The organism is Streptomyces sp. HUAS MS02, assembly GCF_055702265.1.
This window is the reverse complement of sequence record NZ_CM146747.1, coordinates 6,293,762-6,317,767: the sequence shown is the minus strand read 5'-3', so window position 1 is coordinate 6,317,767 and position 24,006 is coordinate 6,293,762. Positions and strand designations below refer to the sequence as shown.

At 71.6% G+C, this 24,006-nt stretch carries 18 protein-coding genes; 3 read left to right on the top strand and 15 right to left on the bottom strand.

The features are described 5' to 3' along the window. Positions 1 to 1,243: 1,243 nt before the first annotated feature. Entirely contained in the window at positions 1,244 to 3,052 is a 1,809-nt protein-coding gene (locus tag ACZ9QC_RS27195; protein WP_472915516.1) for a glycoside hydrolase family 3 protein, read from the top strand. Positions 3,053 to 3,217: 165 nt separating this feature from the next. Beyond that, positions 3,218 to 3,895, top strand: coding sequence for a hypothetical protein (locus ACZ9QC_RS27190; RefSeq protein ID WP_472915515.1), 678 nt, complete (start codon positions 3,218 to 3,220; stop codon positions 3,893 to 3,895). 108 nt (positions 3,896 to 4,003) lie between these two features. On the opposite strand, the gene ACZ9QC_RS27185 is transcribed toward ACZ9QC_RS27190, so the two are convergent. From ACZ9QC_RS27185 to ACZ9QC_RS27115, 15 genes are all read right to left on the bottom strand, one after another. After that, positions 4,004 to 5,434, bottom strand: a complete 1,431-nt coding sequence (locus ACZ9QC_RS27185; protein ID WP_472915514.1) for a S28 family serine protease — start codon at positions 5,432 to 5,434, stop codon at positions 4,004 to 4,006. A 140-nt stretch (positions 5,435 to 5,574) separates the two neighbouring features. Continuing rightward, a complete protein-coding gene (locus tag ACZ9QC_RS27180; RefSeq protein WP_472915513.1) occupies positions 5,575 to 5,955 on the bottom strand; it encodes a hypothetical protein in 381 nt (126 codons plus the stop codon). Positions 5,956 to 6,062: 107 nt separating this feature from the next. Then, the gene (locus tag ACZ9QC_RS27175) at positions 6,063 to 9,809 is read right to left on the bottom strand and encodes an ABC transporter ATP-binding protein (RefSeq protein WP_472915512.1); all 3,747 of its coding nucleotides are present in this window, start codon (positions 9,807 to 9,809) and stop codon (positions 6,063 to 6,065) included. Positions 9,810 to 10,162: 353 nt separating this feature from the next. Beyond that, positions 10,163 to 11,392: an MFS transporter gene (locus ACZ9QC_RS27170; protein WP_472915511.1), complete on the bottom strand. Its 1,230-nt coding sequence runs from the start codon at positions 11,390 to 11,392 to the stop codon at positions 10,163 to 10,165. Further along, complete coding sequence (locus ACZ9QC_RS27165) at positions 11,389 to 12,747, bottom strand: amidohydrolase family protein (protein WP_472915510.1); 1,359 nt, start codon at positions 12,745 to 12,747, stop codon at positions 11,389 to 11,391. The genes ACZ9QC_RS27170 and ACZ9QC_RS27165 overlap by 4 nt, the downstream gene beginning before the upstream one ends. Then, positions 12,744 to 13,997, bottom strand: a complete 1,254-nt coding sequence (locus ACZ9QC_RS27160; protein WP_472915509.1) for an ATP-grasp domain-containing protein — start codon at positions 13,995 to 13,997, stop codon at positions 12,744 to 12,746. The genes ACZ9QC_RS27165 and ACZ9QC_RS27160 overlap by 4 nt, the downstream gene beginning before the upstream one ends. 34 nt (positions 13,998 to 14,031) lie before the next feature. Beyond that, positions 14,032 to 15,117 carry a transketolase family protein gene (locus ACZ9QC_RS27155; RefSeq protein ID WP_472915508.1) on the bottom strand — a complete coding sequence of 362 codons (1,086 nt, stop codon included), beginning with the start codon at positions 15,115 to 15,117 and terminating at the stop codon, positions 14,032 to 14,034. After that, entirely contained in the window at positions 15,114 to 15,935 is an 822-nt protein-coding gene (locus ACZ9QC_RS27150) for a thiamine pyrophosphate-dependent enzyme (RefSeq protein ID WP_472915507.1), read from the bottom strand. The genes ACZ9QC_RS27155 and ACZ9QC_RS27150 overlap by 4 nt, the downstream gene beginning before the upstream one ends. Next, positions 15,932 to 17,881 carry a M20/M25/M40 family metallo-hydrolase gene (locus ACZ9QC_RS27145; protein ID WP_472915506.1) on the bottom strand — a complete coding sequence of 650 codons (1,950 nt, stop codon included), beginning with the start codon at positions 17,879 to 17,881 and terminating at the stop codon, positions 15,932 to 15,934. The genes ACZ9QC_RS27150 and ACZ9QC_RS27145 overlap by 4 nt, the downstream gene beginning before the upstream one ends. A gap of 23 nt (positions 17,882 to 17,904) precedes the next feature. Then, positions 17,905 to 18,975: an N-acetyl-gamma-glutamyl-phosphate reductase gene (argC, locus tag ACZ9QC_RS27140; protein WP_472915505.1), complete on the bottom strand. Its 1,071-nt coding sequence runs from the start codon at positions 18,973 to 18,975 to the stop codon at positions 17,905 to 17,907. Further along, positions 18,968 to 20,287, bottom strand: a complete 1,320-nt coding sequence (locus tag ACZ9QC_RS27135) for a DegT/DnrJ/EryC1/StrS family aminotransferase (protein WP_472915504.1) — start codon at positions 20,285 to 20,287, stop codon at positions 18,968 to 18,970. Before ACZ9QC_RS27135 ends, argC begins: the two co-directional genes overlap by 8 nt. After that, entirely contained in the window at positions 20,284 to 20,958 is a 675-nt protein-coding gene (locus tag ACZ9QC_RS27130; RefSeq protein WP_472915503.1) for a degT/DnrJ/EryC1/StrS aminotransferase, read from the bottom strand. The genes ACZ9QC_RS27135 and ACZ9QC_RS27130 overlap by 4 nt, the downstream gene beginning before the upstream one ends. 245 nt (positions 20,959 to 21,203) lie before the next feature. Further along, positions 21,204 to 22,082, bottom strand: coding sequence for a RimK family alpha-L-glutamate ligase (locus ACZ9QC_RS27125; protein ID WP_472915502.1), 879 nt, complete (start codon positions 22,080 to 22,082; stop codon positions 21,204 to 21,206). Continuing rightward, positions 22,079 to 22,267: a lysine biosynthesis protein LysW gene (locus tag ACZ9QC_RS27120; RefSeq protein ID WP_046703902.1), complete on the bottom strand. Its 189-nt coding sequence runs from the start codon at positions 22,265 to 22,267 to the stop codon at positions 22,079 to 22,081. Before ACZ9QC_RS27120 ends, ACZ9QC_RS27125 begins: the two co-directional genes overlap by 4 nt. A gap of 332 nt (positions 22,268 to 22,599) precedes the next feature. Next, entirely contained in the window at positions 22,600 to 22,737 is a 138-nt protein-coding gene (locus ACZ9QC_RS27115; protein ID WP_472915501.1) for a hypothetical protein, read from the bottom strand. Positions 22,738 to 22,886: 149 nt separating this feature from the next. On the opposite strand from ACZ9QC_RS27115, the gene ACZ9QC_RS27110 reads away from it, so the two are divergent. Then, on the top strand, positions 22,887 to 23,903 hold the full coding sequence (locus ACZ9QC_RS27110; RefSeq protein ID WP_472915500.1) for a LuxR C-terminal-related transcriptional regulator: 1,017 nt from the start codon (positions 22,887 to 22,889) through the stop codon (positions 23,901 to 23,903). Positions 23,904 to 24,006 lie beyond the last annotated feature (103 nt).

Sequence of the window (24,006 nt, the reverse complement as noted above, 5' to 3'; positions counted from 1 at the left end):
GCGATCGGAACAACGCCGGAACCAGACCGTATGCCGTCGCCCCCTCCAGCCGCGCGGCTGGGTGGGGCAGGGAAAGAGTGACGCCTCCTGTGAGAGGGCTCAAAAGCGTTAGCAGACGTGGCCGTCGCTGTCGCGCTCGGATCCGCTCTGGGTGTACGAGTGCACGTCGGCCTGCTGCGCGTTGTGCCGGCTAACCGGTGCCCCTGGCAAACCGTGGGCAGGCCGCGGGGCTCACAACCGTCCCGGGAACAGCCTCTCCAGCGCGGTCCGCAGTGCGGCGGAGGCCAAGGCGGATCCGGACGCCATGATGCCACTCATGGCTGTTCGTATGGGCTGGTCGGCCGTGCAGATGCCGGGAGATGCCTGCCCCGGAGGGTGGACCGGGGTGGTGGGTGAGCCCGTGATCGCGGGCGACGTGGTTGGCTTCCATCGCCGAACCGGTCATCCGGTGCCGCCAGAACCCGTACGCCACCGACTCCATCTATTTCGGTGTCAGGTACAGCAGCCACCGCCGCGCCGTGAACACTGCGGGCCGTACGCGGCGCCTGTTCCGCCAGCCCTGCCGCCACCGGCACCCGTAACCGGCTGGCCAGGCCGAGAGCAGGCGTAGTGCCGTCGTGTCCGGCCGAGGAGAGGCGGGCCGCCCACAGCACCACGTGTCCGGGGAGTGGACGGGGTGAGGTGGGGCCGCCTTGGAGTTCGGGGGTGCGGTTCGTCGGCGAGTGCGACTGAGTGGGGGCTGGTCGCGCCGTTCCTCGCGCCCTCAAAGGCCCAGGCCTTGCGGGCCTGAAAGGCCATGGCCCAGCGGGCCTGAGAAGCGTGGGGCGCAGCCCTGCTTTTCAGGGGCGCGGGGACCGGCTCGGGAAGCGCCATCGGGCCCGCACTCGCCGACGCCCCCCGAGCCCAAGTCGCAGAGCCCACCCCACCCGCACCACTTCCGAAAATGCCCCCGCCCCCGGGAACCCGAACCCGCCCCGCCCCGTCCAACCCCCATGCCGCCGGATGAGTCTCCGCAGTGCGGTGTCGGCCTCGCTGCTGGCTGCGAACGCTGACCAACCCTCTCCGCCGCCTGCGGCCGGCCGCACGCCGTCACCGGCGCGCCCCCCTCCACAGCGCCGGTGACGGCCCCTCAGCCCCGCCACCCGCCACCCGCCCGCGTCGCGTTCCCTTGACCGGAAGAAACTTCCCGGATAATCGTGACTCCTTGGAAGTTTCCTTCAGTCCTCCGGAAGGAGCGACGCACGTGCCCTCCAGACGTACCGTTCTCGCCGCCACCGCAGGCGTCACCTCGGCCCTGGCCCTCGGCACCGACGCACAGGCCGACACCGGCGGCCCCCACGACACGCGGCTCCGCGCCCTCATCGCGCGCATGAGCCTGGAGGAAAAGGTCGGCCAGCTCTTCGTGATGCGGGTCTACGGGCACTCGGCGACCGCGCCGGACCAGGCCGACATCGATGCCAACCTCCAGGAACTGGGCGTCCGCACGGCCGCCGAGTTGCTGGAGAGGTACCGGGTCGGCGGGATCATCTACTTCTCCTGGGCGCACAACACCCGCGACCCGCACCAGATCGCCGCGCTCTCCAACGGCATCCAGCGGTCCTCCCTCGCCCTCCCCCGGGGCCTCCCCGTCCTCGTCTCCACCGACCAGGAACACGGCATCGTGGCCCGCGTCGGCAGGCCCGCCACCCTGCTGCCGGGTGCGATGGCCCTCGGCGCGGGCGGATCCCGCACGGACGCCCGCGAGGCCGGACGCGTCGGCGGGGCCGAGCTGCGCGCGCTCGGCATCCGGCAGGACTACGCCCCCGTCGCCGACGTGAACGTCAACCCGGCCAACCCCGTCATCGGCGTCCGCTCCTTCGGCGCCGACCCGGACGCCGTCGCGGGGCTGGTCGCCGCGCAGGTGAAGGGGTACCAGGGGGCCGGGGTCGCGGCGACCGCCAAGCACTTCCCGGGCCACGGCGACACGGCCGTCGACAGCCACTACGGCTTCCCGGTCATCGAGCACACGCGGGAGCAGTGGACGACCCTGGACGCCCCGCCGTTCCGGGCCGCGATCCGCGCCGGCATCGACTCGATCATGACCGCGCACATCATGGTCCCCGCGCTGGACCCCTCCGGCGACCCGGCCACCCTCTCCCGTCCGATCCTCACCGGCATCCTGCGCGAACAGCTCGGCTACGACGGGGTCGTGGTCACCGACTCGCTCGGCATGCAGGGCGTACGGGAGAAGTACGGCGACGACCAGGTGCCGGTGCTGGCGCTGAAGGCGGGCGTGGACCAGCTTCTCAACCCACCCTCGATCGACGTGGCGTGGAACGCGGTCCTGGCCGCCGTACGCTCCGGCGAGCTGACCGAGGCTCGGCTCGACAAGTCGATCCTGCGGATCCTGCGGCTCAAGGCGAAGCTCGGGCTGTTCGAGCGGCCGTACGTGAGTGAGGCCGGGGTCGACCGGGTCGTGGGGATCCGGCGGCATCTCGACGCCGCCGACCGGATCGCCGAACGGACCACCACGCTCCTGGTCAACGAGGGCTCGCTGCTGCCGCTGTCCCGGCGCACGCACCGCAATGTGCTGGTGGTGGGCGCCGACCCCGCCTCCCCGTCGGGCACCACGGGACCGCCCACGGCCGTCCTCGCCGCCGAACTCACCTCGCTGGGCTTCTCGGCCACCAGCCTGTCCACCGGTACGGCCCCCACCCCGGCCGTCGTCGACCAGGCCGTGGCGGCGGCCCGGGGCAAGGACGCCGTGGTCGTGGGGACGTACAACGTGACGGCGGACAGCACCCAGCGGACCCTGGTCGCGCGGCTGCTGGCCACCGGGGTGCCGGTGGCGGCGGTCGCGATCCGCAACCCGTACGACGTGGCCCAACTGCGGGACGTGAAGGGCTACTTGGCCTCGTACTCGTGGACGGACGTCGAGGTCCGGGCGGCCGCGCGCGTGCTGGCCGGGCGGGTGGCCCCACGCGGGAAGCTGCCGGTACCGGTGCAGCGGGCCGACAAGCCGACGAAGGTGTTGTACCCGATCGGACACGGCCTGACGTACGGACCGGCCTGACGAACGGCTCCTGACGTACGGACCGGCCTGACGTACGGCTCCTGACGTACGGGGCCTACGCCGCACTCCTCGCACACCACCCCCAAGTGGCGCAAAGCACACGGTATGTCTGGCGTGGCCCTCGGTACGGGGTCACGCTGGACAGGGGTTCATCGGGGGGTGGTCATGGGGCGTGTGTGTCTCGTTCGACAGGTGGTTCGGCAGGTGTGCACAGGAGTGTTCGCGGCCGCCGTCCTGCTCGCCGTCGCGGCGCTCACCGGCTGTCAGGCCTGGTCGGGCGGGGTCGGCGAGGAGTCCGGGGAGCGGGCGACCGCGACCGCGTCCACCGCGCCGACCCGCCCGGCCGGGTACGGGACGGTGTTCCTCGGGGTGGACGAGTGCAGTTCGTTCGGGACGACCAGCTTCAGCGAGGTGCCCTGTGCGAGCGAGCGGGCCGCCGCCCGGGTCGTGGCCCGGCACGACGGCCGGGTCGGGCAGGGGCCGTTGTGCCCGCCGACCACCGACTTCGTCCTCCACATCAGCGAGTCCGCCGACGAGCGGAACGGCCACGACGAGGACGGCGACGGTTCCGTCGCGCAGGGCTACGCCTGTATGCGCAAGCTCCAGCCCCCGCATCCGGGCGATCCCGGCGGCGGGGGCGGCCCCCGCACCATCGTCGGCGACTGCGTCTACGGCGCCGGCCGGGGCGAGGTCCGGGAGACCGCCTGTGACGGCGGGGGCAAGCACGCTCCGGAGTACGAGGTGACGACGGCCGTCGACAGCGAGGCACGGTGTCCGGCCACGACCGACCTGTACGTACGGCTGGGCGGCAGCCGACCGGTGGGGTGCGCGGTGCCGGTGTGACATAGGCCGAACAGGAGCCGGACAAGGGCCGGACAGGGGTCGAGCCCCGGGGCCGCTGTTCGGCGGCCCCGGGGCTCGACTCGCTGTGACGCTCGGGCGCCAGGCGTACTACGGCCGCAGCGCGGGCTCCCGCTCGACGTCACGCTTGTCGAGCTTGGAGTCGAACTTCGCCAGCGGCTTCGCCTTGCTCGGGTCCGCCTGGACGGCGGCCGGGGCGACACCCGCCCACTTCAGGATCCGGGCCGTGGCCAGGTCCTTCTGCGCCTCGACGAGACCGGCGACATTGGCACCGTGGTTGGCGCCGGGGGCCGTGAACACGTACGAGTCACGGGCCTTCTTGCCCAGGTGGAACGGCTCGGCGCCCCACGGGTCGTTCTGCCCGTAGACGAAGAGCATCTGCTTGGCGTTGTTGCGGACCCAGGTGTCGACGTCCCGCATCGCCTTCGGCTGGAACTTCATCTTGATGTCCCGGGGGACGAAGTTCCGGGGCGGCTGGTAGCCGTAGCGGATGTACTTCTTCTCGACGTGCGGGAACTTGATCGTGGGCGCGCCCAGCTGCGTACCCGCCTGGTAGAAGTACGGCGTGTACGGCTCCAGGCCCTGGTCGGTGTAGAAGGAGAAGCCGGAGATCGTGTCGACGGACGTCCAGATCTCGTCGTCCGTGGCCTTCTTGGCGTCCTTCGGGATGACGTCGCTGTCGCAGTCGGCGAGCGTGCTGTACTGCCAGAAGCCCCAGACGTAGTCGAGGACGACCGCCTCGTACGCCTTGTCGAGGCTGCCGACCGTCGTGAAGGTGAAGCCCTCGGCGGCGGCGACCTCCGCGTACTTCTTCTTCAGCGGCTCACGACGGACGAGGGCCTCGCGCTGCACGGCGTTCAGCCGGTCGCGGCACTCCTTGGTGCCGACCTTCGCGAAGAACCGGTCGTACGCCGCGTCCTCCTTGTTGACGACGTCGTTGGGGGCGACGTACGCGACGACGCCGTCCATGTCCTTCGGGTAGAAGCGCTCGTAGTAGGTGGCCGTCATACCGCCCTTGGAGCCACCGGTGGAGATCCACTTCTTGCCGTAGATCTTCTTCAGCGCCTTGAAGATCCGGTGCTGGTCGCTGGCCGCCTGCCAGATGTCGAGCTTGGACCAGTCGGCCGGGTCGGGCCGGGACGGGTTGAAGAAGCGGTACTCCATGGAGATCTGGTTGCCGTCCACGATCTGCGTGGGCTCACGGCGGCCGGGGTTGGTGGAGACGTTGTAGCCGCCGGTGTAGAAGACCGTCGGTCGGGCCGTGTCCTTGTGCAGCACGGTGATCCGCTGCTTGAACGTCCCCTTCTTCGGGTTCCTGTGGTCCACCGGCTGGGTGAAGTTGAGGACGAAGAAGCGGTAACCCGGGTACGGCTTCTCCTCGATCAGGCTCACCCCCGGTATCGCGAGCAGCCGGTCCTTGATGTCACCGGCGTCCGACCCCGCGGCGTGGGCCGTCCCCGCCGTGCTCAACGTGCCTATGAGCACGACGAACGACAGCACCCATCCGAGTGCTTTGCGCATGCGTTCTCTCCCCTATGCAGCGGCTGTGCGCCGGAAGCTATCGGAGCGACCGCCGGGGCACCAGGGAAGAAAGGGGCCAACTGGACTGCTTTCGGCCGCAGATGGGAGCGATAGGGAAAACCCTGTGCCCTAGGGGAGGTTCAGCGCAGGATCCAGCCCGAGTCGAAGGTCTTGCCGCCGGCGCGGGCCTTGATCCATACGGCGCGGCGGCCGGCGTGGACCGTCACGGGGCCGGCGGGGCGCTTCTTGTTGAGGACCCACTGGCCGCCCCAGGCCCGGATCCGGATGGTGCCCTTGCCGGCCTGCTTCCTGGGCACGAGGACGGCGCAGACGTAGCGCGCGCCCTTGCGGTAGACCTTCACGGTGCCGGTGTCGAAGGTCAGGGTCCGTACCTTGCGCCCGGGGCACGACGCGCCGGCGGCCTCCGCGCTCGCCGCCGGGCCCGCCAGGGTCAGCAGACCGGCGATCGTCAGTACGGCCAGCACGAGCGCCGCCGGCCGGCACGTCCCCCGTCTGCTCACCCGCTGCCCCTCCCGTCACATGGCCGTACTGATGTACGGACGCACGACCCCCGTCGAACGGTTGCGCGCGCGGGGCGGAACACCCCGAAGGTCCTCTATGGCCGCAGTTATGACCGCAGCGCCGGCTCGCCCACGAAGGTGCGCCAGAGGGCGGCGTACCGGCCCTCGCGGGCCAGCAGTTCGTCGTGGGTGCCGTCCTCGACGACCCGGCCGTGGTCCATCACGACGACGCGGTCGGCGCGGGCGGCCGTGGTGAGGCGGTGGGCCACGACCAGGGTCGTGCGGCGGCCGGCGAGGCGGTCGGTGGCCTGGTTGACCTGCGCCTCGGTGGCCAGGTCCAGGGCCGCCGTCGCCTCGTCGAGGAGCAGGATGTCGGGGTTCACCAGCTCCGCGCGGGCCAGCGCGATCAGCTGGCGCTGGCCGGCGGAGAGGTTGCGGCCGCGTTCGGCGACCCCGTGCAGATAGCCGCCGTCGAGCGTGGCGATCATGTCGTGGGCGCCTACGGCACGGGCGGCGGCCTCCACCTCCGCGTCGGTGGCCTCGGGGCGTCCGTAGGCGATGGCGTCCCGGATCGTGCCCTGGAAGAGGTACGCCTCCTGCGGGACGACGCCGAGCCGGTGCCGGTACGAGGTGAGGTCGAGGTCGCGCAGGTCGGTGCCGTCGACCGTGACCCGGCCGCCGGTGGGGTCGTAGAAGCGGGCGACGAGTTTGACCAGCGTGGACTTGCCGGCGCCGGTCTCGCCGACGAAGGCGACGGTCTGGCCGGCGGGGATGGTGAGCCCCACACCGCTGAGGGCCTCCTCGCCGGAGCCCCCGTACGCGAAGTCGACGTCCTCGAAGGCGATCTCGCCGCGCAGAGAGAGCACCTCCAGCGGTTCGCGGGCCGCCTTCGTCGAGGTCGGCTCCTGGAGGAGCTCCTGGATGCGGCCCAGGGAGACGGTGGCCTGCTGGTAGCCGTCGAAGACCTGGGAGAGCTGCTGGACGGGGGCGAAGAACAGGTCGATGTAGAGGAGGTAGGCGACCAGGGCGCCGGTGGTGAGGGTGCCCGCGTCGACCCGGTGGGCGCCGACGATCAGGACGGCGGCCGCGGCGGCCGAGGACAGGAACTGCACGAACGGGAAGTAGACCGAGATCAGCCACTGGCCGTGGACGCGTGCCCGGCGGTAGCTGTCGCTGCCGGCCGCGAACCGCTCGCCGCCCTCGCGCTCGCCCCGGAACGCCTGCACGATCCGCAGCCCGGCCACCGACTCCTGGAGGTCCGCGTTGACCACGGACACCCGCTCGCGGGCCAGCTCGTACGCCTTCACGCTCGCCCGGCGGAAGTAGACCGTGCCGACGATCAGCGGCGGGAGCGTGGCGAAGACGACGAGGGCGAGCTGTACGTCGATCACGACCAGGGCGACCATGATCCCGAAGAAGGTGACGACGGAGACGAACGCGGTGACCAGTCCGGTCTGCAGGAAGGTCGAGAGCGCGTCGACGTCGGTCGTCATCCGCGTCATGATGCGGCCGGTCAACTCCCGCTCGTAGTAGTCGAGTCCGAGGCGCTGGAGCTGGGCGAAGATCTTCAGACGGAGGGAGTAGAGGACGCGTTCGCCGGTACGGCCGGTCATCCGCATCTCGCCGATCTGGGCCGCCCACTGGGCGAGGACCGCGAGCAGCCCGAGCAGGGACGCGGCCCAGACCGCGCCGAGGGCCGCCTGCGAGACACCGTCGTCGATACCGTGCCGGATCAGCACCGGCAGCAGCAGGCCCATGCCCGCGTCGACGGCGACCAGGGCGAGACTGAGGGCGAGGGCCGCGCCGAAGCCGCGCAGCAACCGCTTCAGGCCGTACGACTCCTCCGGTGCGACCGCGCGGGCCTCGTCGATGCCGGGGGTGTCGGTCGCCGGGGGCAGCGCCTCCACCTGGGCGAGGAGTTCGGGGGTGGCGGGGGTGCCGTCGAACGCGGTGTCCCGGGGCTCCCGGTCGCCCGTCCACAGCCGGGGGGTGATGCCGCGCTCGGCGTCGAACTCGGCGTCCAGCTCGTCCCGTATCGAGTCGCGGACGGTGGTGTCCTCGGCCTTGGTGAGCGAGGTCGGCGGGGTGTGGCCGGGTGAGACGCCGCCCAGTTCGTCGGGGTCGGTGAGCAGCCTGCGGTAGAGGGCGGAGCGGCGCTCCAGCTCCTCGTGGGTGCCCAGGTCGGCGAGGCGGCCCTCGTCGAGGACGGCGATGCGGTCGGCGAGGCCGAGGGTGGAGCGGCGGTGGGCGATGAGGAGGGTGGTGCGGCCCTCCATGACGTGCTTGAGCGCCTCGTGGATCTCGTGCTCCACGCGGGCGTCGACCGCCGAGGTCGCGTCGTCGAGGACGAGCAGGCGCGGGTCGGTGAGGATGGCGCGGGCGAGGGCGACGCGCTGGCGCTGGCCGCCGGAGAGGGTGAGGCCGTGCTCGCCGACCTTGGTGGCGTAGCCGTCGGGGAGCTCGTCGATGAAACGGTCCGCCTGGGCGGCGCGGGCGGCCGTCCGGATCTGCTCGTCGGTGGCGTCCGGGCGACCGTACGCGATATTGGCGCGGACCGTGTCGGAGAAGAGGAAGGAGTCCTCGGGGACCAGGCCGATCGCGGCGCGCAGTGAGTCGAGGGTGAGTTCGCGGACGTCGTGGCCGCCGATGAGGACGGCGCCGCGCGTCACGTCGTAGAAGCGCGGCAGGAGGAGCGAGACGGTCGACTTGCCGGAGCCGGAGGAGCCGACGACGGCGAGGGTCTCGCCGGGCCGGATCTCGAAGCTGAGGCCGTCGAGAACCGGGCTGGTCTTGCCGTCGGCGCCCTCATAGCCGAAGGACACGTCGTCGAACTCGACGGTCGCGGGCGCGTCGGCGGGGAGGGGCTTCGTGCCGTCGGCGAGCGTCGGCTCGGTGTCGATCAGCTCCAGGACGCGTTCCGTGCCGGCGCGGGCCTGCTGGCCGACGGTGAGGACCAGGGCGAGCATGCGGACCGGGCCGACCAGCTGGGCGAGGTACGTGGAGAAGGCCACGAACGTACCGAGCGTGATGTGGCCCCGGACGGCCAGCCAGCCGCCGAGCGCCAGCATGGCGACCTGGCCGAGGGCGGGGACGGCCTGGAGGGCGGGGGTGTACCGGGAGTTGAACCGGATGGTCCGCAGCCGGCCGGCGAACAGCCGCCGCCCGACCTCCCGGAGCTTGCCGGTCTCCTGCTCCTCCTGCCCGAACCCCTTCACCACGCGTACGCCGCTGACGGCGCCGTCGACCACGCCCGCGACGGCGGCGGCCTGGGCCTGGGCGTACCAGGTGGCGGGGTGCAGCTTGGTGCGGCTGCGCTGGGCGATCCACCACAGGGCCGGGGCGACGGCGATCGCGACCAGGGTGAGCGGGACGGACAGCCACGCCATGATCACGAGGGAGATCAGGAACAGCAGGATGTTGCCGATGGTCATCGGCAGCATGAAGAGCAGGCCCTGGATCAGCTGGAGGTCGCTGGTGGCGCGGCCGACGACCTGGCCGGTGGACAGCGCGTCCTGGCGGCGGCCGTCGAGGCGGGTGATCGTGCCGTACATCTCGGTCCGCAGGTCGTGCTGGACGTCGAGGGCGAGGCGGCCGCCGTAGTAGCGGCGGATGTAGGTGAACACGTACACGAGGAGGGCGGCGCCGATCAGGGCCGCCGCCCAGGGGGCCATGTCCCGGGTCTTGTCCCCGATCACGTCATCGATGATCACCTTGGTGATCAGGGGGACCAGCGCCATCACGGCCATACCGGCCAGGGACGAGCCGAGGGCGAGGATCACGTCCTTGGGGTACCGCCAGGCGTATCCGGCCAGTCTGCGCGCCCAACCTCGGTCGCCCCCCTGTTGCGCTGCCACGCCGGTGCCCTCCGTTCGTCCTGGTCTTCGCACATGACCAACACGGCGGGAGAGGGATTTCATCCCGCCGCAATATTTGGAGGGCGCCTAGTGGGTGGGGGGCGACTGGTTCGTTGGCGGGTGCGGCCCGGTGGGGCTTCTCGCGCAGTTCCCCGCGCCCCTGAAAAGCCGGGGCTGCGCCCCGTGCTTTTCATCCCGCCGCCCCCGTCGCCCTTCAGGCCCACAAGGCCGTGGTCTTTCAGGCCCGCAGGGGCCTGGTCTTTTAGGGGCGCGGGGAACTGCGCGAGAAGCCCCACGCAGCCGCACCCGGCGACGAAACAGGAACCCCCGAGCCATGAGGCGCCCAGGCGCCCCTACGCCGCCGCCCCCTCCCGCTCCTCCTCCGCGGTCTCGGCGGCGGCAGCAGCCGCACCCTCGTCCGCACTGAACAGGCAGATCGCGGCGCACCCCGCGGCGATCAGCGCGGCGACGTACCAGTTCGCGCCCGGGACGTCCCAGGACAGCGCCAGGTCGAAGAGGATGCCCGCCAGCAGGGAGCCGATCATGTTGCCGGCGCTGCGGAAGAAGTGCATCGCGCCCATGGCCTTGGCGAGGCGGTCCGCCGGGACCTTGCGGGCGACCCAGATGTCGAAGGAGGGGACGAAGAGGATCTCGCCCAGCACCACGGTGAGGCAGCCCACGACCACCCAGGGGACGGTGCGGCCCGCGCCGAACGCGGTGAAGGCGACCGTCATGCCCGCCAGACCGAGCGCCATCACGGCCCCCGGGCGCAGGTGCTTGATCAGGAACTTGAACAGGGGGTACTGGAGCACCAGCACCGTCAGCCCCGTGATCCAGAAGGGGGCCGACGGGGCCCACCCGGACGCGTACTCCTCCATGTGCAGCGGGATGCCGACCATGAAGCCGATGGAGAGGAACCAGAAGACGGCGGAGAGGAGGAAGTAGCGGGTGGCCCCGCGCACCTCGATGCCCTTGAAGACGGCCGTGCTCAGCAGCGGAGGCTTGGCCTGGTCCGCCGCCGGGGCCTCGCCGAACCCGTCCCTCGGGATGAACGCCGAGGACGCCAGGCAGAAGCCGATGAAGATGGCGAAGACGACGGAGAAGAGGGTGCGCAGGTCGACGTCCGCCAGCAGACCACCGACCAGCGCGCCGCCGAAGAGGCCCACCTGCGCCGACATCTGGAAGGTCGAGAAGGCCTTCGGGCGCTCGTCGTCGGGGTACGAGACGAGGATGTTCTTCAGGCCGGGGAAGGCCGTGCCGGAGCCGAGGCCGATGAGGAAGGCGAGCACCGAGTAGACGACGACGCCGTCGCCGAAGCCCATCAGGAACAGGGCCACCGCCTCCGTCGCGGTGCCCGCGAACACCGCGCCCCGGATGCCGATCCGGGCCGCGACCCCCTCGTAGAAGAAGGTCGCAGCGAGGCGGCCCACGTAGGTCATGCACATCACGACGCCGGCCCAGAAGCCGCTGTCGGTGCCGCCGAGGGAGGCGACGAGGACGGGGAACCAGATGAAGTTCCCGATGTGGGCGAGGAAGATGCCGGCGTTCACGCCGATCAGCGCCCGCCTGCGTTCGATGGTCACGCGGCCGTTCCCTTCAGGTCGGTGGTGGCGGTGCCCGCCCGGAGTTCCGCGATCTCGCGGGCCAGCGCCGGGCGGTCGATCTCCGTGCCCCGGACGACCGTGCGGACGGGCAGGGCCGAGAGCGGGCGGTCGGGGGCGGAGGGGTGGAGGAGGTTGTACGTGGCGGGGGCGCCGGGCCGCAGGGGGTGCTCGCCCGTCGTGTCGCCGCTCAGCTCGGCGAAGTAGCGGCGGCCGCCGACCGTGGCCTGGTGGCGCAGCATCCCGTCCAGCGAGGCGTCGTCGCCGCGCAGCAGGTCCAGCTCGCTGAGCAGGGAGTAGCCGTGGTAGGCGCCGGTGTTGCCGGAGTCGGTGCCGACCAGCAGATCGCCCCGGCCGAGGGCCGCGAGGGCGTTGCGGCGCATGTCGGCGAGGGCGGCGGTGCGGGTCTCCTGGACGCCGTACTCGATGCCGTACGGCTTCTCGATGCCCTTGACGAAGTCGAGGTTGCGGACGTCCTGGGTCTCGGCGAAGCCCTCGCGGGAGTATTCGGTCAGGAACTCCTCGCCGGTCATGATCATGGGGCGGAGCCCGGCGAGGGTGGAGACGAAGCGCGCCTCCTCGAACTCCTTCCAGTCGGCCGCGTCGAGCGTGCGGTCGCGGACCGTGTGGGCGAAGAGGCGGAAGCCGCACTCGTACGCCCAGCGGGTCTCCTGGAGGGTGTTGCAGTCGATGACCGCCGTGACGCCGCGTTCCCGCGCCATGCGGGCGGTGAAGCGCAGGACCCGCTCCGACAGGCGGGAGAAGCGGACCGGGCTGCCGGGCTGTTCGGTGCCGTCGGTGAACATCACCTTCAGGAAGGTGCCGCCGCGTTCGGCGTTGGCGCGCAGGGCGTGGTCGAGGTCGGACTCGACGGCCAGCATGTACACCGGGGCCGGGAACTCGACGCCGTGGCCGGTGCGGCCGGCCGCGTCGGTCGTCGCCGTCACCGCGTAGCCGCAGTGCACGATCTCCGGGTACGGCCACGGGGAGGCCTCCCGGCCGGCCGCCCAGGCGTCGGCGACCAGCGGGAAACCGAACATGTCCACGACGTGGGTGACCCCGTGGTAGAGGTACTGGAGGGCCACGATCCGGGGGTCCTCGACCGTGTCGTCCCAGTTCGCGGGGAGCGAGACATGGGCGTGGGTCTCGGTGTAGCCGGGCCAGAGCTCGTGCTCGCCGCCCTGCCGGGGGCCGGCCGGCGTGAAGGCCGTGAAGACGCCGTTCTCCGTGGTGACGTCGTACAGCGCCTCGGGGTCGAGGGCCGGGACGGCCACCCCGCGCAGGGTGACCGTCCCTTCCTCGCTCCACACCCCCTGGCCCGGTACGGCCTGGCTCATCGGGCGACCTCGACCTTCAGCCGGAGGTCGATGGCGTCCAGGGCCTCCTCGTTGCGCTTGTTGACCTCGTCGCGGTCGGCGCCGGTGAAGATGATGTGGCCGATCCAGTCGAAGTTGCTCTTGGAGAGCCGGCTGACCTCGACGCCGGGCTTCTTGTAGGCGAGGGCGCTGTGGAAGCCGGGCAGGTCCTTCAGGCCGTCGAAGCCGATGGACTCGACCGTGCCGGCGACCGGTGAGCCGAACCAGTGGCCGCCCGCGATCGTCTCGCCGGGGAAGGGCAGTTCGGGGCGCTCGCCGAGGGCCTGGCGGATGACCTCCAGGTAGGCGTCGACGCCGGAGCTGATCTGCATCAGGCTCGGCACGATGCCGCCGATGAGCCGGCCGTTGACCTCGCACAGCACCGGGCCGTCGGGGCCCAGCAGGAACTCGGTGTGGATGAAGCCGAAGTCGACGCCCAGCTCGTCGAGGACCTTCGTGGTCATCGCGAACAGCTCGTCCTGGAGCGGGTGTCCGGTGAAGTAGGTGGCGCCCATCTCGATGAAGTGCGGGAAGCCGCTCAGCGGACGGTCGGTCAGACCGAGGTTGACGACCTCCCCCTTGCCGAGCACGCACGACTCGACGGAGATCAGCTCACCGGTGACGAACTCCTCGATCAGGATGTCGGGGATACGGACGACGCCGCGTCCGTAGTCGACGACCTCCGCCAGTTCGGCGAGGTAGGCGGTCAGGTCGTCCTCGTCCTTCAGGTGCAGGACGTGCAGGCTGGCGGTGCCGTCGGACGGCTTGACCACACAGGGGAAGCCGATCTCACGGACGGCCGCCTCGACCTTCGTCGGGTCCGAGACGTGTGCGAAGCGCGGCTGCCGGATGCCCGTGCCGTCGAGGGTGAGGCGGGTGAGGTGCTTGTGGCGGGCGTTGCGGGCGCCGTCGACGCTCATCCCGGGCAGGCCCAGCGCCTCGGCGACGGCGGCGGTGTGGACGGTGTGGTACTCGCTGTACGTGGTCACACCGTGCACCGGACGCTCGGCGTGCACCTCGCGGGCCAGGGCGGTCAGCTCCTCGATGGAGAAGGCCTTCTCGCTCTTGATGACCCGGCAGTTGGGGTGCGCGTAGGCGGCCTCGGTGAGCGGGGAGACGGCGAGGTAGAAGTCGGGGTCGACCGAGACGAGGGTGACGTCGTGGCCGAGGTCGAGGGCGTTGGCGATACCGGCCATGCCGTTCGGGTTGCACTCGATCATGAGGATGTGCATGTCAGGGCTCCTTGAAGAGGTTGTGTGGGGGCGATCAGTTCGTGGGGACCAGTGCGTCCAGTACGGCGGGCAGGTCCAGGCCGAGGGCGGCCATGACCTCGCTGTGGTCGCCGCCCTGGGAGGGCCAGCTCCGGTCCGCGCTGACGGACGTGACCCGGCACTCCGGCAGCAGCAGCGCGAGCGCCTCCGCGACGCCGCCCTGGCCCCGGTGCTCCTCGACGACCACGAACCGGGAGTGGTGGCGGGCGAGTTCGGCGGCGGCGCGCGTCAGGTTCTCGTGGTCCAGGTAGACGAGGTGCGCGTGGGAGGTGCCGGGCACGGTCCGCCGGGCGTCGAGGGCGAGACGGGTGCCCTCCTCGCCGACGGAGACGAGGCAGACGGGGTCCAGGACGGTGGCGTTGCCGGTGTCAGTGCCAGTGCCAGTCCCAGTGGCAGTGGCAGTGGCAGTGGCAGTGGCGTCGAACTCCCAGTTGACGAGCGGGAGTTCGTCTCCGGTCACCGGCAGGGACTCGTACGTCGCGTTGCGTCCCGTACGGATGTAGTGCGGGCGTCCGGAGCGGACCGCCTCCCGGACCACCGCGCGCATCTCGGCGTCGCCGTAGGGGGCCGCGATGGTCACGCCCGGCACGCTGCGGAGGATCGCCAGGTCCTCCAGGCAGTGGTGGGTGGTCCCGAACCAGGCGCCGGAGACTCCGGCGTAGGGCGCGACGACTGTGACACCGGCGGCCAGGTAGCCGAGCGTCAGCTTCAGGCTCTCGGCGGCGCGCAGGGCGGCGAACGGGGCGAAGGTGCTGACGAACGGCTTGTGGCCGCCGGCCGCGAGGCCCGCCGCCATGTCGACCATGGCGCCCTCGGCGATCCCGAGGTTGAGGAAGCGCTCCGGGTGGGCGGCCTGGAAGGGGTGTCCCTTGCCGCCCAGGTCCGCCTCCAGGCAGACGATCGTGTCGTCGGAGGCGGCGAGCCGGGTCAGCTCGTCCCGGTAGGCGTCGCGGCCGGAGAGGGTCACCGGCCGCTCGTCGGTGAGGGTCGAGGTGGTCGCGGTGGTATCAGTGGTCGCGGTGGTATCCGTGGTCGCGTTGGCCGCGTTGGACGCGGCGGCCACGGTTGCCGAGAGGCTCATCGGATCGCTCGCTTCCACTTGGCGGCGCGCGCCTGGTCGATGGTCACGTAGTGGCAGGCGGCCTTGCCCTCGACGGCCCGTACGCCCTTGCCCTTGACGGTGTCGGCGACGACCGCGAGGGGGCGGCGGGCGGCCGTGCGGTCCTCGGCCAGGAGGGCGGTGAGGGCGCCCAGGTCGTGGCCGTCCACCTCCGTGACGTCGAACCCGAACGCGGCGAACCGTTCGGCGAGCCGGGGCAGCGGGGAGATGTCGGCGACCATGCCGTCGTTCTGGCCGCCGTTGCGGTCGACGACGAGGACGAAGTTGCCGAGCTCCTGCGCGGCGGCGACCTGGCAGGTCTCCCAGACCAGGCCCTCCTGCAGCTCGCCGTCCCCGGCGACCGCGATGCCGAGCCCGTGCCGTCCCCGCAGCCGCTGTGAGAGCGCCCAGCCGGCGGCGTACGGGACGCCGTGGCCGAGGCTGCCGGTGGGGAAGCGGACACCGGGCACCTTGGGGCCGGGGTGGCCGGTGTAGGGGTGGCCGGCGAGGCCGTACAGCGGGGCCGGGTTCTCCGGCAGGATCCCGCTGACGTGCAGGGCCGCGTAGAGCCCGGCGGCCGCGTGGCCCTTGCTGAGGACGACCTCGGTGCCGTCGCCGGCGGAGGCCCGGTGCAGGGCGGCGATCAGGATGTCGAGGACGGAGAGACTGCCGCCGAGGTGGCACCCGCGCGGGCTCGCCGCCATGTCGACGACCAACCGCCGCGCCTGGACGGCACGTTCGGCGAGAGTGGCCGTCACATCGTCGTCGGCCTGGAGGTCTTCGAGTACGGCCGTGGTCATCGTCGGCTCCCCTGGGGCCCGGCGGGCAGGGTGAACCAGCGGTGGACCGCGTCGGCGAGCAGGCTGCGGGCGATGCGGTACTCCATGGGGTCGATGCGTTCCTCGTCGGTGTGGTCCAGGGCGGAGTCGCCGGGGCCGTACGCCACCATCGGGACGTCGTGCCAGGTGGTGGCCAGCGTGTTCATGTCGGACGTGCCCTTCTTCACCACGAAGCGGGGCCTGATCCCGGCCTGTGCGAAGGCCCGGGTGAAGACCTTGACCAGCGCGCTCGACCGGCCGCCGGCGTGCCCGGGGGTGCCCCGCAGCACCTCGACGCGTACGTCGTCGGCGGCGTGGCCCAGCGCGGCGGCCGTGAGCGCCGCCACGTCGGCCTTGGGCGGCACCCTGAAGTTGAGGATCCCGACGGCGGTCGAGCGCTCGCGCCCGTTCTCCACGCGGACGTCGATGACCGCGCTGAGCGCGTCCGGCGCCTCGGCGAGCACCGACGCCCGGATCCGGCCGAGCACGTCGATCAGGTGGTCCGGCGCGGACACGGCGTCCATCCCGGCGGAGTGGCCGCTGGCCACGGACGCCGTGATCCGGAGCTTGAACAGGCCGAAGTAGCCGAGAGTCAGGGTCCCCGAGCCGCTGGGCTCGCCGATGACGACGGCGTCGGCCGGGTACCGGTCGCGGACGTGGAAGGCGCCCTTGGAGGAGGAGATCTCCTCCTCGACCGCGCCGACCACACGCAGCTGGGCGTCCTCGGGGATGTCCGCGTGGGCGAGCACCTCCAGGAAGTTCGCCAGGCTGCCCTTGGCGTCGACGCTGCCCCGCGCCCACAGTTCGCCCTCGCGCCACTCGGCCGGCCAGTGGTGCGGAACCGTGTCGAGGTGACCGAGGAGCAGCAGGCGCCGGGGGCCGTCGCCCCGGGTCGCGACGAGGTTGCCGACCTCGTCCACATGGGCGTCGATGCCGCGCTCCCGGCACCACTCGGCCAGGTAGACGGCGAGTTCGGCCTCGTCCCGCGACACCGACGGCACACAGGCGACCCGGGTGAGCAGCCCGAGGTCGGCCGCCGGTTCCTTCGTGCGCCAGAACCGGGTCCAGCCGGACGGTACGCCCATCGTGTGCGGGCCGGTGATGGCGACGTCGGCGCCGCTGTCCTGCATGGCGATCTCGGCGGCCCGCACCTTCTGCCGCATCCTGCCGCCCGCGTACTTCGCGCCCTCGCCCGGATAGGCGTCGTACAGCGTGGAGTCGGGGACGGACGGGTCGGTCAGCAGTCCGGCGGTGCCGGTGACCAGCCGCAGATGGTCGGCGCCGAGCGCGCCGGTCAGCACGGCGGCGAGCACGTCGGCGTCCACGTTCAGCGGGGCGCCGCCCGCCGGGTCGGCGACCGGCGGAGACAGACAGACGACGTCGTACGCCTCCAGCAGCGCGGTCAGCCCGTCGACGTCGACGCCCGTCGGCACACCGGCCCGGTGGTCGCGGACGACCAGGGTCCGGCCCTCGTCGGTCACCGCCTTCAGCGGCCGGTTGGCCCTGCCGCTGACCAGCCCGCCGCGCGCGGCGACGGAGGTGAACACACTGAGCCCGAGCGCGCGCAGCTCCCGCTCCACGGCGGGCAGCGTCACCCGCTCGTAGGCGTCGACCAGGTGGGCCATCTCCTCCGGCGGGCAGTACCGCACGGAGTCCCCGTTGGCCAGCCGCAGGTGCGGCATGGGCCGGTCGATCGCCGCGTAGTGCCGCTCGATCCCGGTGGCCCCACCGGCCACCAGCAGCACCCGGGCGCCCCGGGCCACCAGATCGGCGAGCTCCTTGTGGATGGTGCCGCGATCGAGCGTGGCACTGCCGGCCTTGACCACGTAGAGGGGTCGGGTGGAGCGGAGGGCGGGAGCGGGGGCGGAGAGGGACGCGGCCCGCGCGTCGGGGGCGGTGGCGGCGGCCGCCGGGATCGATGGGGTCATGACCGGTCGTTCCATCTGCGTCGTCATGGGGACACCGCCGTGGTCGGCAGGCCTGCGGTCTCGTCGAAGCCGTGGATCAGGTTCATCGCCTGGACGGCCTGGCCCGCCGCGCCCTTGATCAGGTTGTCCAGGGCGGCGACGGCGACGACCTGCCCGCCCTGGACGGCGATGGCGACCTCGGCGACGTTCGAGCCCACGACCGCCTTCAGCATCGGGAAGTCCTGCGGGGCCTTCGGCGCCGGGCGGACCCGGACGAACGGCTTGCCGACGTACGCCTTGGCGTAGGCCCGCTTGACGTCCAACGAGGTGACGCCGTCCCGGAGTTCGGCGTACGCGGTGACGAGGATGCCCCGGGCCACGTCCAGGCTGTGCGTGGAGAAGCGGAGGTCCACGGCCGCACCGGTGAAGTCGGCGATGGCCTGCCGGACCTCGGGCGCGTGCCGGTGCCCGTACAGCTTGTGCACCCGGAAGTTCCCGCTGCGCTCCGCGGGCGGCTCGTTGCCGTTCCGGCCGCCGCCGGTCGATCCGGTCTTGGCGTCGACGACGACCCGGTCGGTGGCCAGCTGCTCGGCGCCGGCGAACAGCGGATACAGGGCGTAGATCGTGGTGACGGCCATGCAGCCGGGCAGGTTCACGAACCGCCCCTCGGGCACGTCGCCGCTCAACTCCGGTACGTAGTAGGCGAAGTCCTCCAGCGGCGGGTGCTCGGCCGTCCTCGGGTAGTGCGTCCGCACCTCGTCCTCGGCGCGCAGCCGGAAGTCGCCGCCCAGGTTCAGCACCCGCTTGGCGTGCGCCGCGATCAGCGGCAGCCGCTCGGGCAGCGCCCCGGTGGGCAGACAGCCGAAGGCCACGTCGACGGGGTCGGTCTCCGCCAGTTCGGCCAGCGGCCGGAACTTCAGCCCGCCCGCCTTCGGGTGGTTGCGCAGCCACGGGTGCACGCTGCCGATGGAGGCACCGGCGGCCCGCTCGGCGGAGAGGAAGGCCAGCTCGACGTGGGGGTGTTCGAGCAGCAGCCGGATGACCTCGCCCCCGGTGTACCCGCTGGCCCCGACGACGGCGACCCGGATCCGCTCGGGATTCTGGATGTCAGCCAAGGCGGGCCGCCTTCTCGTACGGCCGGACGTAGTCGCGGTCCTGGACGAGCTTGCGGATGGCGTCGGGGCGGCGGGCGACCTTCCGGAAGGCGTCGGCGTACCGCAGGATCCGCTCGTACTCGACCGGGGAGCGCAGCTCGCGGCAGAGGACGAGGGTGGAGTCGAGCATGCCGAGGGTGACGGGGAAGTCCTCCGGCCGGTGGTCGCGCACGGCGCCCGGGTTGAGGCTGAAGGGGTAGCCGTTGCCGAACCCGTCCCGGTGCCGGAAGGGCAGGTGGCACGGGATCGGCGTGTTCTGCCACTCGCGGGCCGGCACCCCCTCCGCGACCAGCAGCTCGTGCACGGCCTCCTTGACGGCGTACACGGGCAGGTCGTCGAGGCCGACGGCCTCGGGGTGCAGCGTGATCCGGTACATGTTGTACGCGTGGACGTGCCCGTCCGGCACGTGCGGCGGCGTGAACAACCCGGTCTCGCGCAGGGCGTCCCCGAGCAGCGCGGCGTTGCGGGCGCGGATCTCGTCGTAGTACGGCAGTCGCTTGAGCTGGCTGCTGCCGAAGGCGGCGGCGACCCAGGACATCCCGTAGTGGATGCCGTGCTCGGCGAGATAGGCGACGGCCCGCTCGTACGAGGCCTCCTCGGCGAAGAAGGCGATGCCGCCCTCCCCGCCCAGGGGGAAGTTCTTGTCGGCCATCAGGCTCTGCCCGGCCGCGTCCCCGAAGGAGCCGGCGACCCGGTCGCCGATCTTCGCGGAGTGGGCGTGGGAGGCGTCCTCGACGAGGGCGATGCCGTGCCGGTCGGCGAGCGCGCGCAGCGCGGGGACGTCGGCGGGCAGCCCGTGGACGTGTACGGGCATGAGCGCCCGGGTCCGCTCGGTGATCGCGGCAGCGGCGGCGGCCGGGTCCATGCAGTACGTGACCGGGTCGACGTCGACGAAGACGGGGACGGCGTGGGCCGCGACGACCGCCTGCGCGGTGGCGATGAACGTGAACGCCGGCACGATGACCTCGTCACCGGGCCGCACCCCGGCGCCGACGAGCGCCATGTGCAGGCTGGAGGTGCCGCTGGCGGTGGGCAGCGCGAACCCGGCGCCCACGTACGCCCGGTAGGCCTCGGCGAAGTCGGCGACGACCTTCTCGGGCGCCTGCCGCTGGGCGAGCATCAGGTTGAACACGTCCTCCTTGGTGATGACCGGGAAGAGCGTGCGGCGGAGCGCCTTGGGGATGATCTCGGCGCCGCCCAGGGCGGCGAGCTCGTCGTCGAGGTCCGCCGGATTCGGCAGCGGCAGCGGAGAGTTGGGGAAATCAGTGATCATGACTGGTTCGCTCCGGAGATCGCGGCGGGGCGGGTCTGGGCCGTCTGGGTCTGCGCCGTCTGGGTCTGTGCCGCGGCCTGGGTCAGGGCCATCCGCACACAGGCGGCGACCAGCGGGCTGAGCCGGTAGTTGAACTGCACGCCGGGGACGAGGTCGGCGTCCGCCTCCTCCTGCGTCCACATCGTGCGCAGGTCGTAGGCGCCGAAGATCTTCAGCCGCTCGGCACGGGCCCAGAGCTTCGGGTCGTCGGTGAGCACGGCGGCGGCCGGACCGAAGCCGAGGCCGGTCAGGTCGACGACCAGCGCCGGCGCGGTGGCCCCCGCGGCCAACTCGCCGAGCCGGTCGGCGTTGGCCTGGTCCAGCGCGAGGTAGTCGTACGCGGCGGGCTCCTCGTACGACGTCACGCGCACGCCGAGCCAGGCCAGGAACGCGGCGGTCTCCGCGTCCGGCTCCGCGAGGGCGACGCTGTCCCCGTGGCCGATCCCCTGACCGGCCAGCGCGGCGTGTATCGCCCCTGTCCGGCTGTTGAGCAGCACGGCTTTGCTGCGCCGCGTCTTCTTCGTCAACAGCCTTTCGAGACCGGGCAGTTCCCGGTCACTCTTCTCGATGCTCATCACCACGCCCGAGGTCAGAACCCGGGTGAGCACGGTGGCGGTGTCGAACAGTTCCATAGGACATAGGCCTCTCTGATGCGCTTGCGTGAGGAGGGGGTGGGGTGGGGGTGGGGCGGGGTGCATGGTCGAGTGCGGCCCGGTGGGGGCGGGCCGCGCAGTTCCCCGCACCCCTGAAGGGGCGCGGGGAACTGCGCGAGAAGCCCCACACACCCGCACCCGAAGAACCCACCGAGAGCGGGGGCGAAGGGGCGCAGCCCCTGGGGATGGGACGGGTAGGGGCGGCGGGGGCGAAAAAGACCCCGCTAGACGGCCACCGCGGTCAGCGACACCTGCTCGGCCACATACGCCGCGTACAACCCCGCCACATCCACCCCATGCTCCGCGGACGACTTGGCGAACTCCGGATTCGCGTTGACCTCGAGGACCAACAGCTCCCCCGCCGCCCGGTCCTCCACCAGGTCGACCCCATAGAACCCGGGCCCCAGCACATCCACCACCTGCTGACACAGCTTGTCGATCTCGGCGGTCACCTCGACCCGCTGAACCCGTGCCCCCAGATGCGTGTTCGTCCGCCAGTCCTCCGACACCCGCCGGATCGCCACCACGGGCGTCCGCCCCACCACGACGACCCGCAGATCGTGCCCCGGCTTGTCGACGTACTCCTGGACGACCACGGGAAACAGCTTCCCGCCCGCGTCGGCGGACTCCCGTCCCCCGGCCCACGCCTCGACACACTCCGCGTTGGCCATCTTGGTGACCCCCCGCCCCCACGAGCCGCTCACCGGCTTGACGACGGCCGGCATCCCCAACTCATCGACGGCGGAACGCACTTGGTCGTAACTGAAGGCATGCCGGGTGACCGGGTGCGGAATGCCGTGGCGGGCGAACAGCAGTGACTGCAGCCCCTTGTCGTTGCAGGCCTCGATGACGGAGGACCGGTTGAGGGTGGTCACCCCGGCGTACTCCAGCCGCCGGGAGACGCTGATGGCGTCCCGGTGGGACAGGTTGCGGATCACGGCGAGAGCGGGCGGGCCGCCGGTGCGGCCCGCCACGACCTCCGCCAGATCCTCCATCAGCAACGGCCGGGCCGTCAGCCCCTCGGCCCGCAGCGCCCCGAGGAGCAGTTTCTCCTCGGGCCGCAGCATCGTCACCGAGAGCAGGACCTGATCGGCGGTCGTCACTCGCCCCAGTCCTCTTCCACCTCGGGGGCGAGGTCGAGCCGGGCGCCGGCGGCGGACCGCTCGACCACCTCGTGCTCCTGGCCGCAGGCCGTGCACTCGGTGATCTCCCCCTTTTCCCAGTCCTCCTGGACCTCGAATTCGGTGTCGCACACCAAGCACTTCGGTGCGGCAATGGCGGTGGTCATTTCCTTGAGCTCCCTCGTTCGTTTACTGTGAAACCAACTGCCGAAACCCGTGAACCGGCAGCAGGAATTCACCGGACATGGAATGGATCTCGGCGGTCCCCGAATGGGATCCCGCCCCGGCCGGACGGCTCTCCCGTCAACCGCTTTCCTTGCTAACTCGCACGGCCAGCAAGTCACTTGACGTTCCATCAGATACTGCGCGACGCGCCTATGCCGTACGAACGCTGCGTGAGCGCCCCATGAGCACTGTGCGATCGCACACACACTCCGCGGGCGCACTACGCGCGATTTGCGTACGCTTCACCCGCGTTGAGCGGGTCGGCGCCTTCGGCTCACGGCCAGCCGGGGTCGCTCGGCGCGTTGGACGCCTGGGCGTTCGCGACCGTGGTGCGTTCGGCCGTCTCGGCGGCGACAGAAAGGGTCAGTACCGCGGCGGCGACAAACGCGAGCGCCCCGACCATTCTGCGCATGTACTTCATTTCTTGTTCCCCCCAGAAGAATTCTCGGACTCGCGGCTCTTCGCCGGTGTCCACACGAAGAGCATGCCGTGGGCGGCCGGTTGCCGGAAGCGATTGAAGGGGTCATGATCGTGCACTGCAGGAATCTGAAGGGGGATGGCATGTGCGAGGAGTCGGACATACCCGGGGGCGACGAGTCCCCTGCAGAGGTGTGCGGTGCGGGACTGGAGTTCTATCGCAACGCACTGCTGGCGGGAAGGGCCGCGCGCGCGGACGCTCCCCGCTGTGTGGGCGCGTTCGGTCTCGTGGCCCCGGCGGTGGACGACCCGGAGGCGCTGGTGCCGATCCCGCCCTCGGTGGCGACGGCGGCGCTGGCCCACCCGAGGGAACGGCTGATCCTGGAACAGCAGCAGGCCCTGGCCGCCGTACGGGCCTCGATGTCACAGGCGGAGAGCGTCTACCGCACCGCCCGCCGCAAGGAGAGCGAGTCCTCCCAGCGACTCACCCCCGCGCCGGCGATCACCGCCGCGCTGGACGAGGCGATCCGGGGCACGCGGAACGAGCTGCTGACCGCGCACCCGGGTGGCAGGCGGCCCGAGGAGGTCCTGGTCAAGGCCCTGCCGCGCACCCTGGAGGCCCACCGCAAGGGCGTCAAGCAGCGCACGCTCTACCAGCACACCGTCCGCGCCCACGGACCGACCCTCGACTACATCAAGCAGGTCACCGACCTGGGCGTCGAAGTCCGCACGGTGGACGAGGTGTTCGACCGGATGATCATCTGCGACCGGTCCGTCGCGTTCATCCCCGACATGGGCAAGGACCACGGCACCCACGCCCTCAAGGTCACCGACCCGGGCGTCGTGCACTTCCTGGTCTCCGCCTTCGAGTACGCCTGGGAACGGGCGAGGCCGGTCGTCTACGAGCAGGACCAGCAGCGCCCCGCGCTCCTGACCGACGAGACCCGGCTGCATGTGCTGCGCCTCATGGTCGACGGCTACACCGACGCCGCCATCGCCAGCCGGCTGGGCATCAGCCCCCGTACCGTCGCCAGCCACCTCAAGAAGGTGGGCGACCTGCTCGGCAGCAACAGCCGTGCCCAGCTCGCCTATCTCACGGCCAGGAGCGGGCTGCTGGAGGACGGGGCGACGACCGACTGCGGCTGCGAACAGCGGAGTTGACGTCCCGACGCCGACGGCGACGGCGGAGCCGGTAGCCGGTAGCCGGTAGCCGGTAGCCGGTAGCCGGTAGCCGGTAGCCGGTAGCCGGTAGCCGAGGATGCGA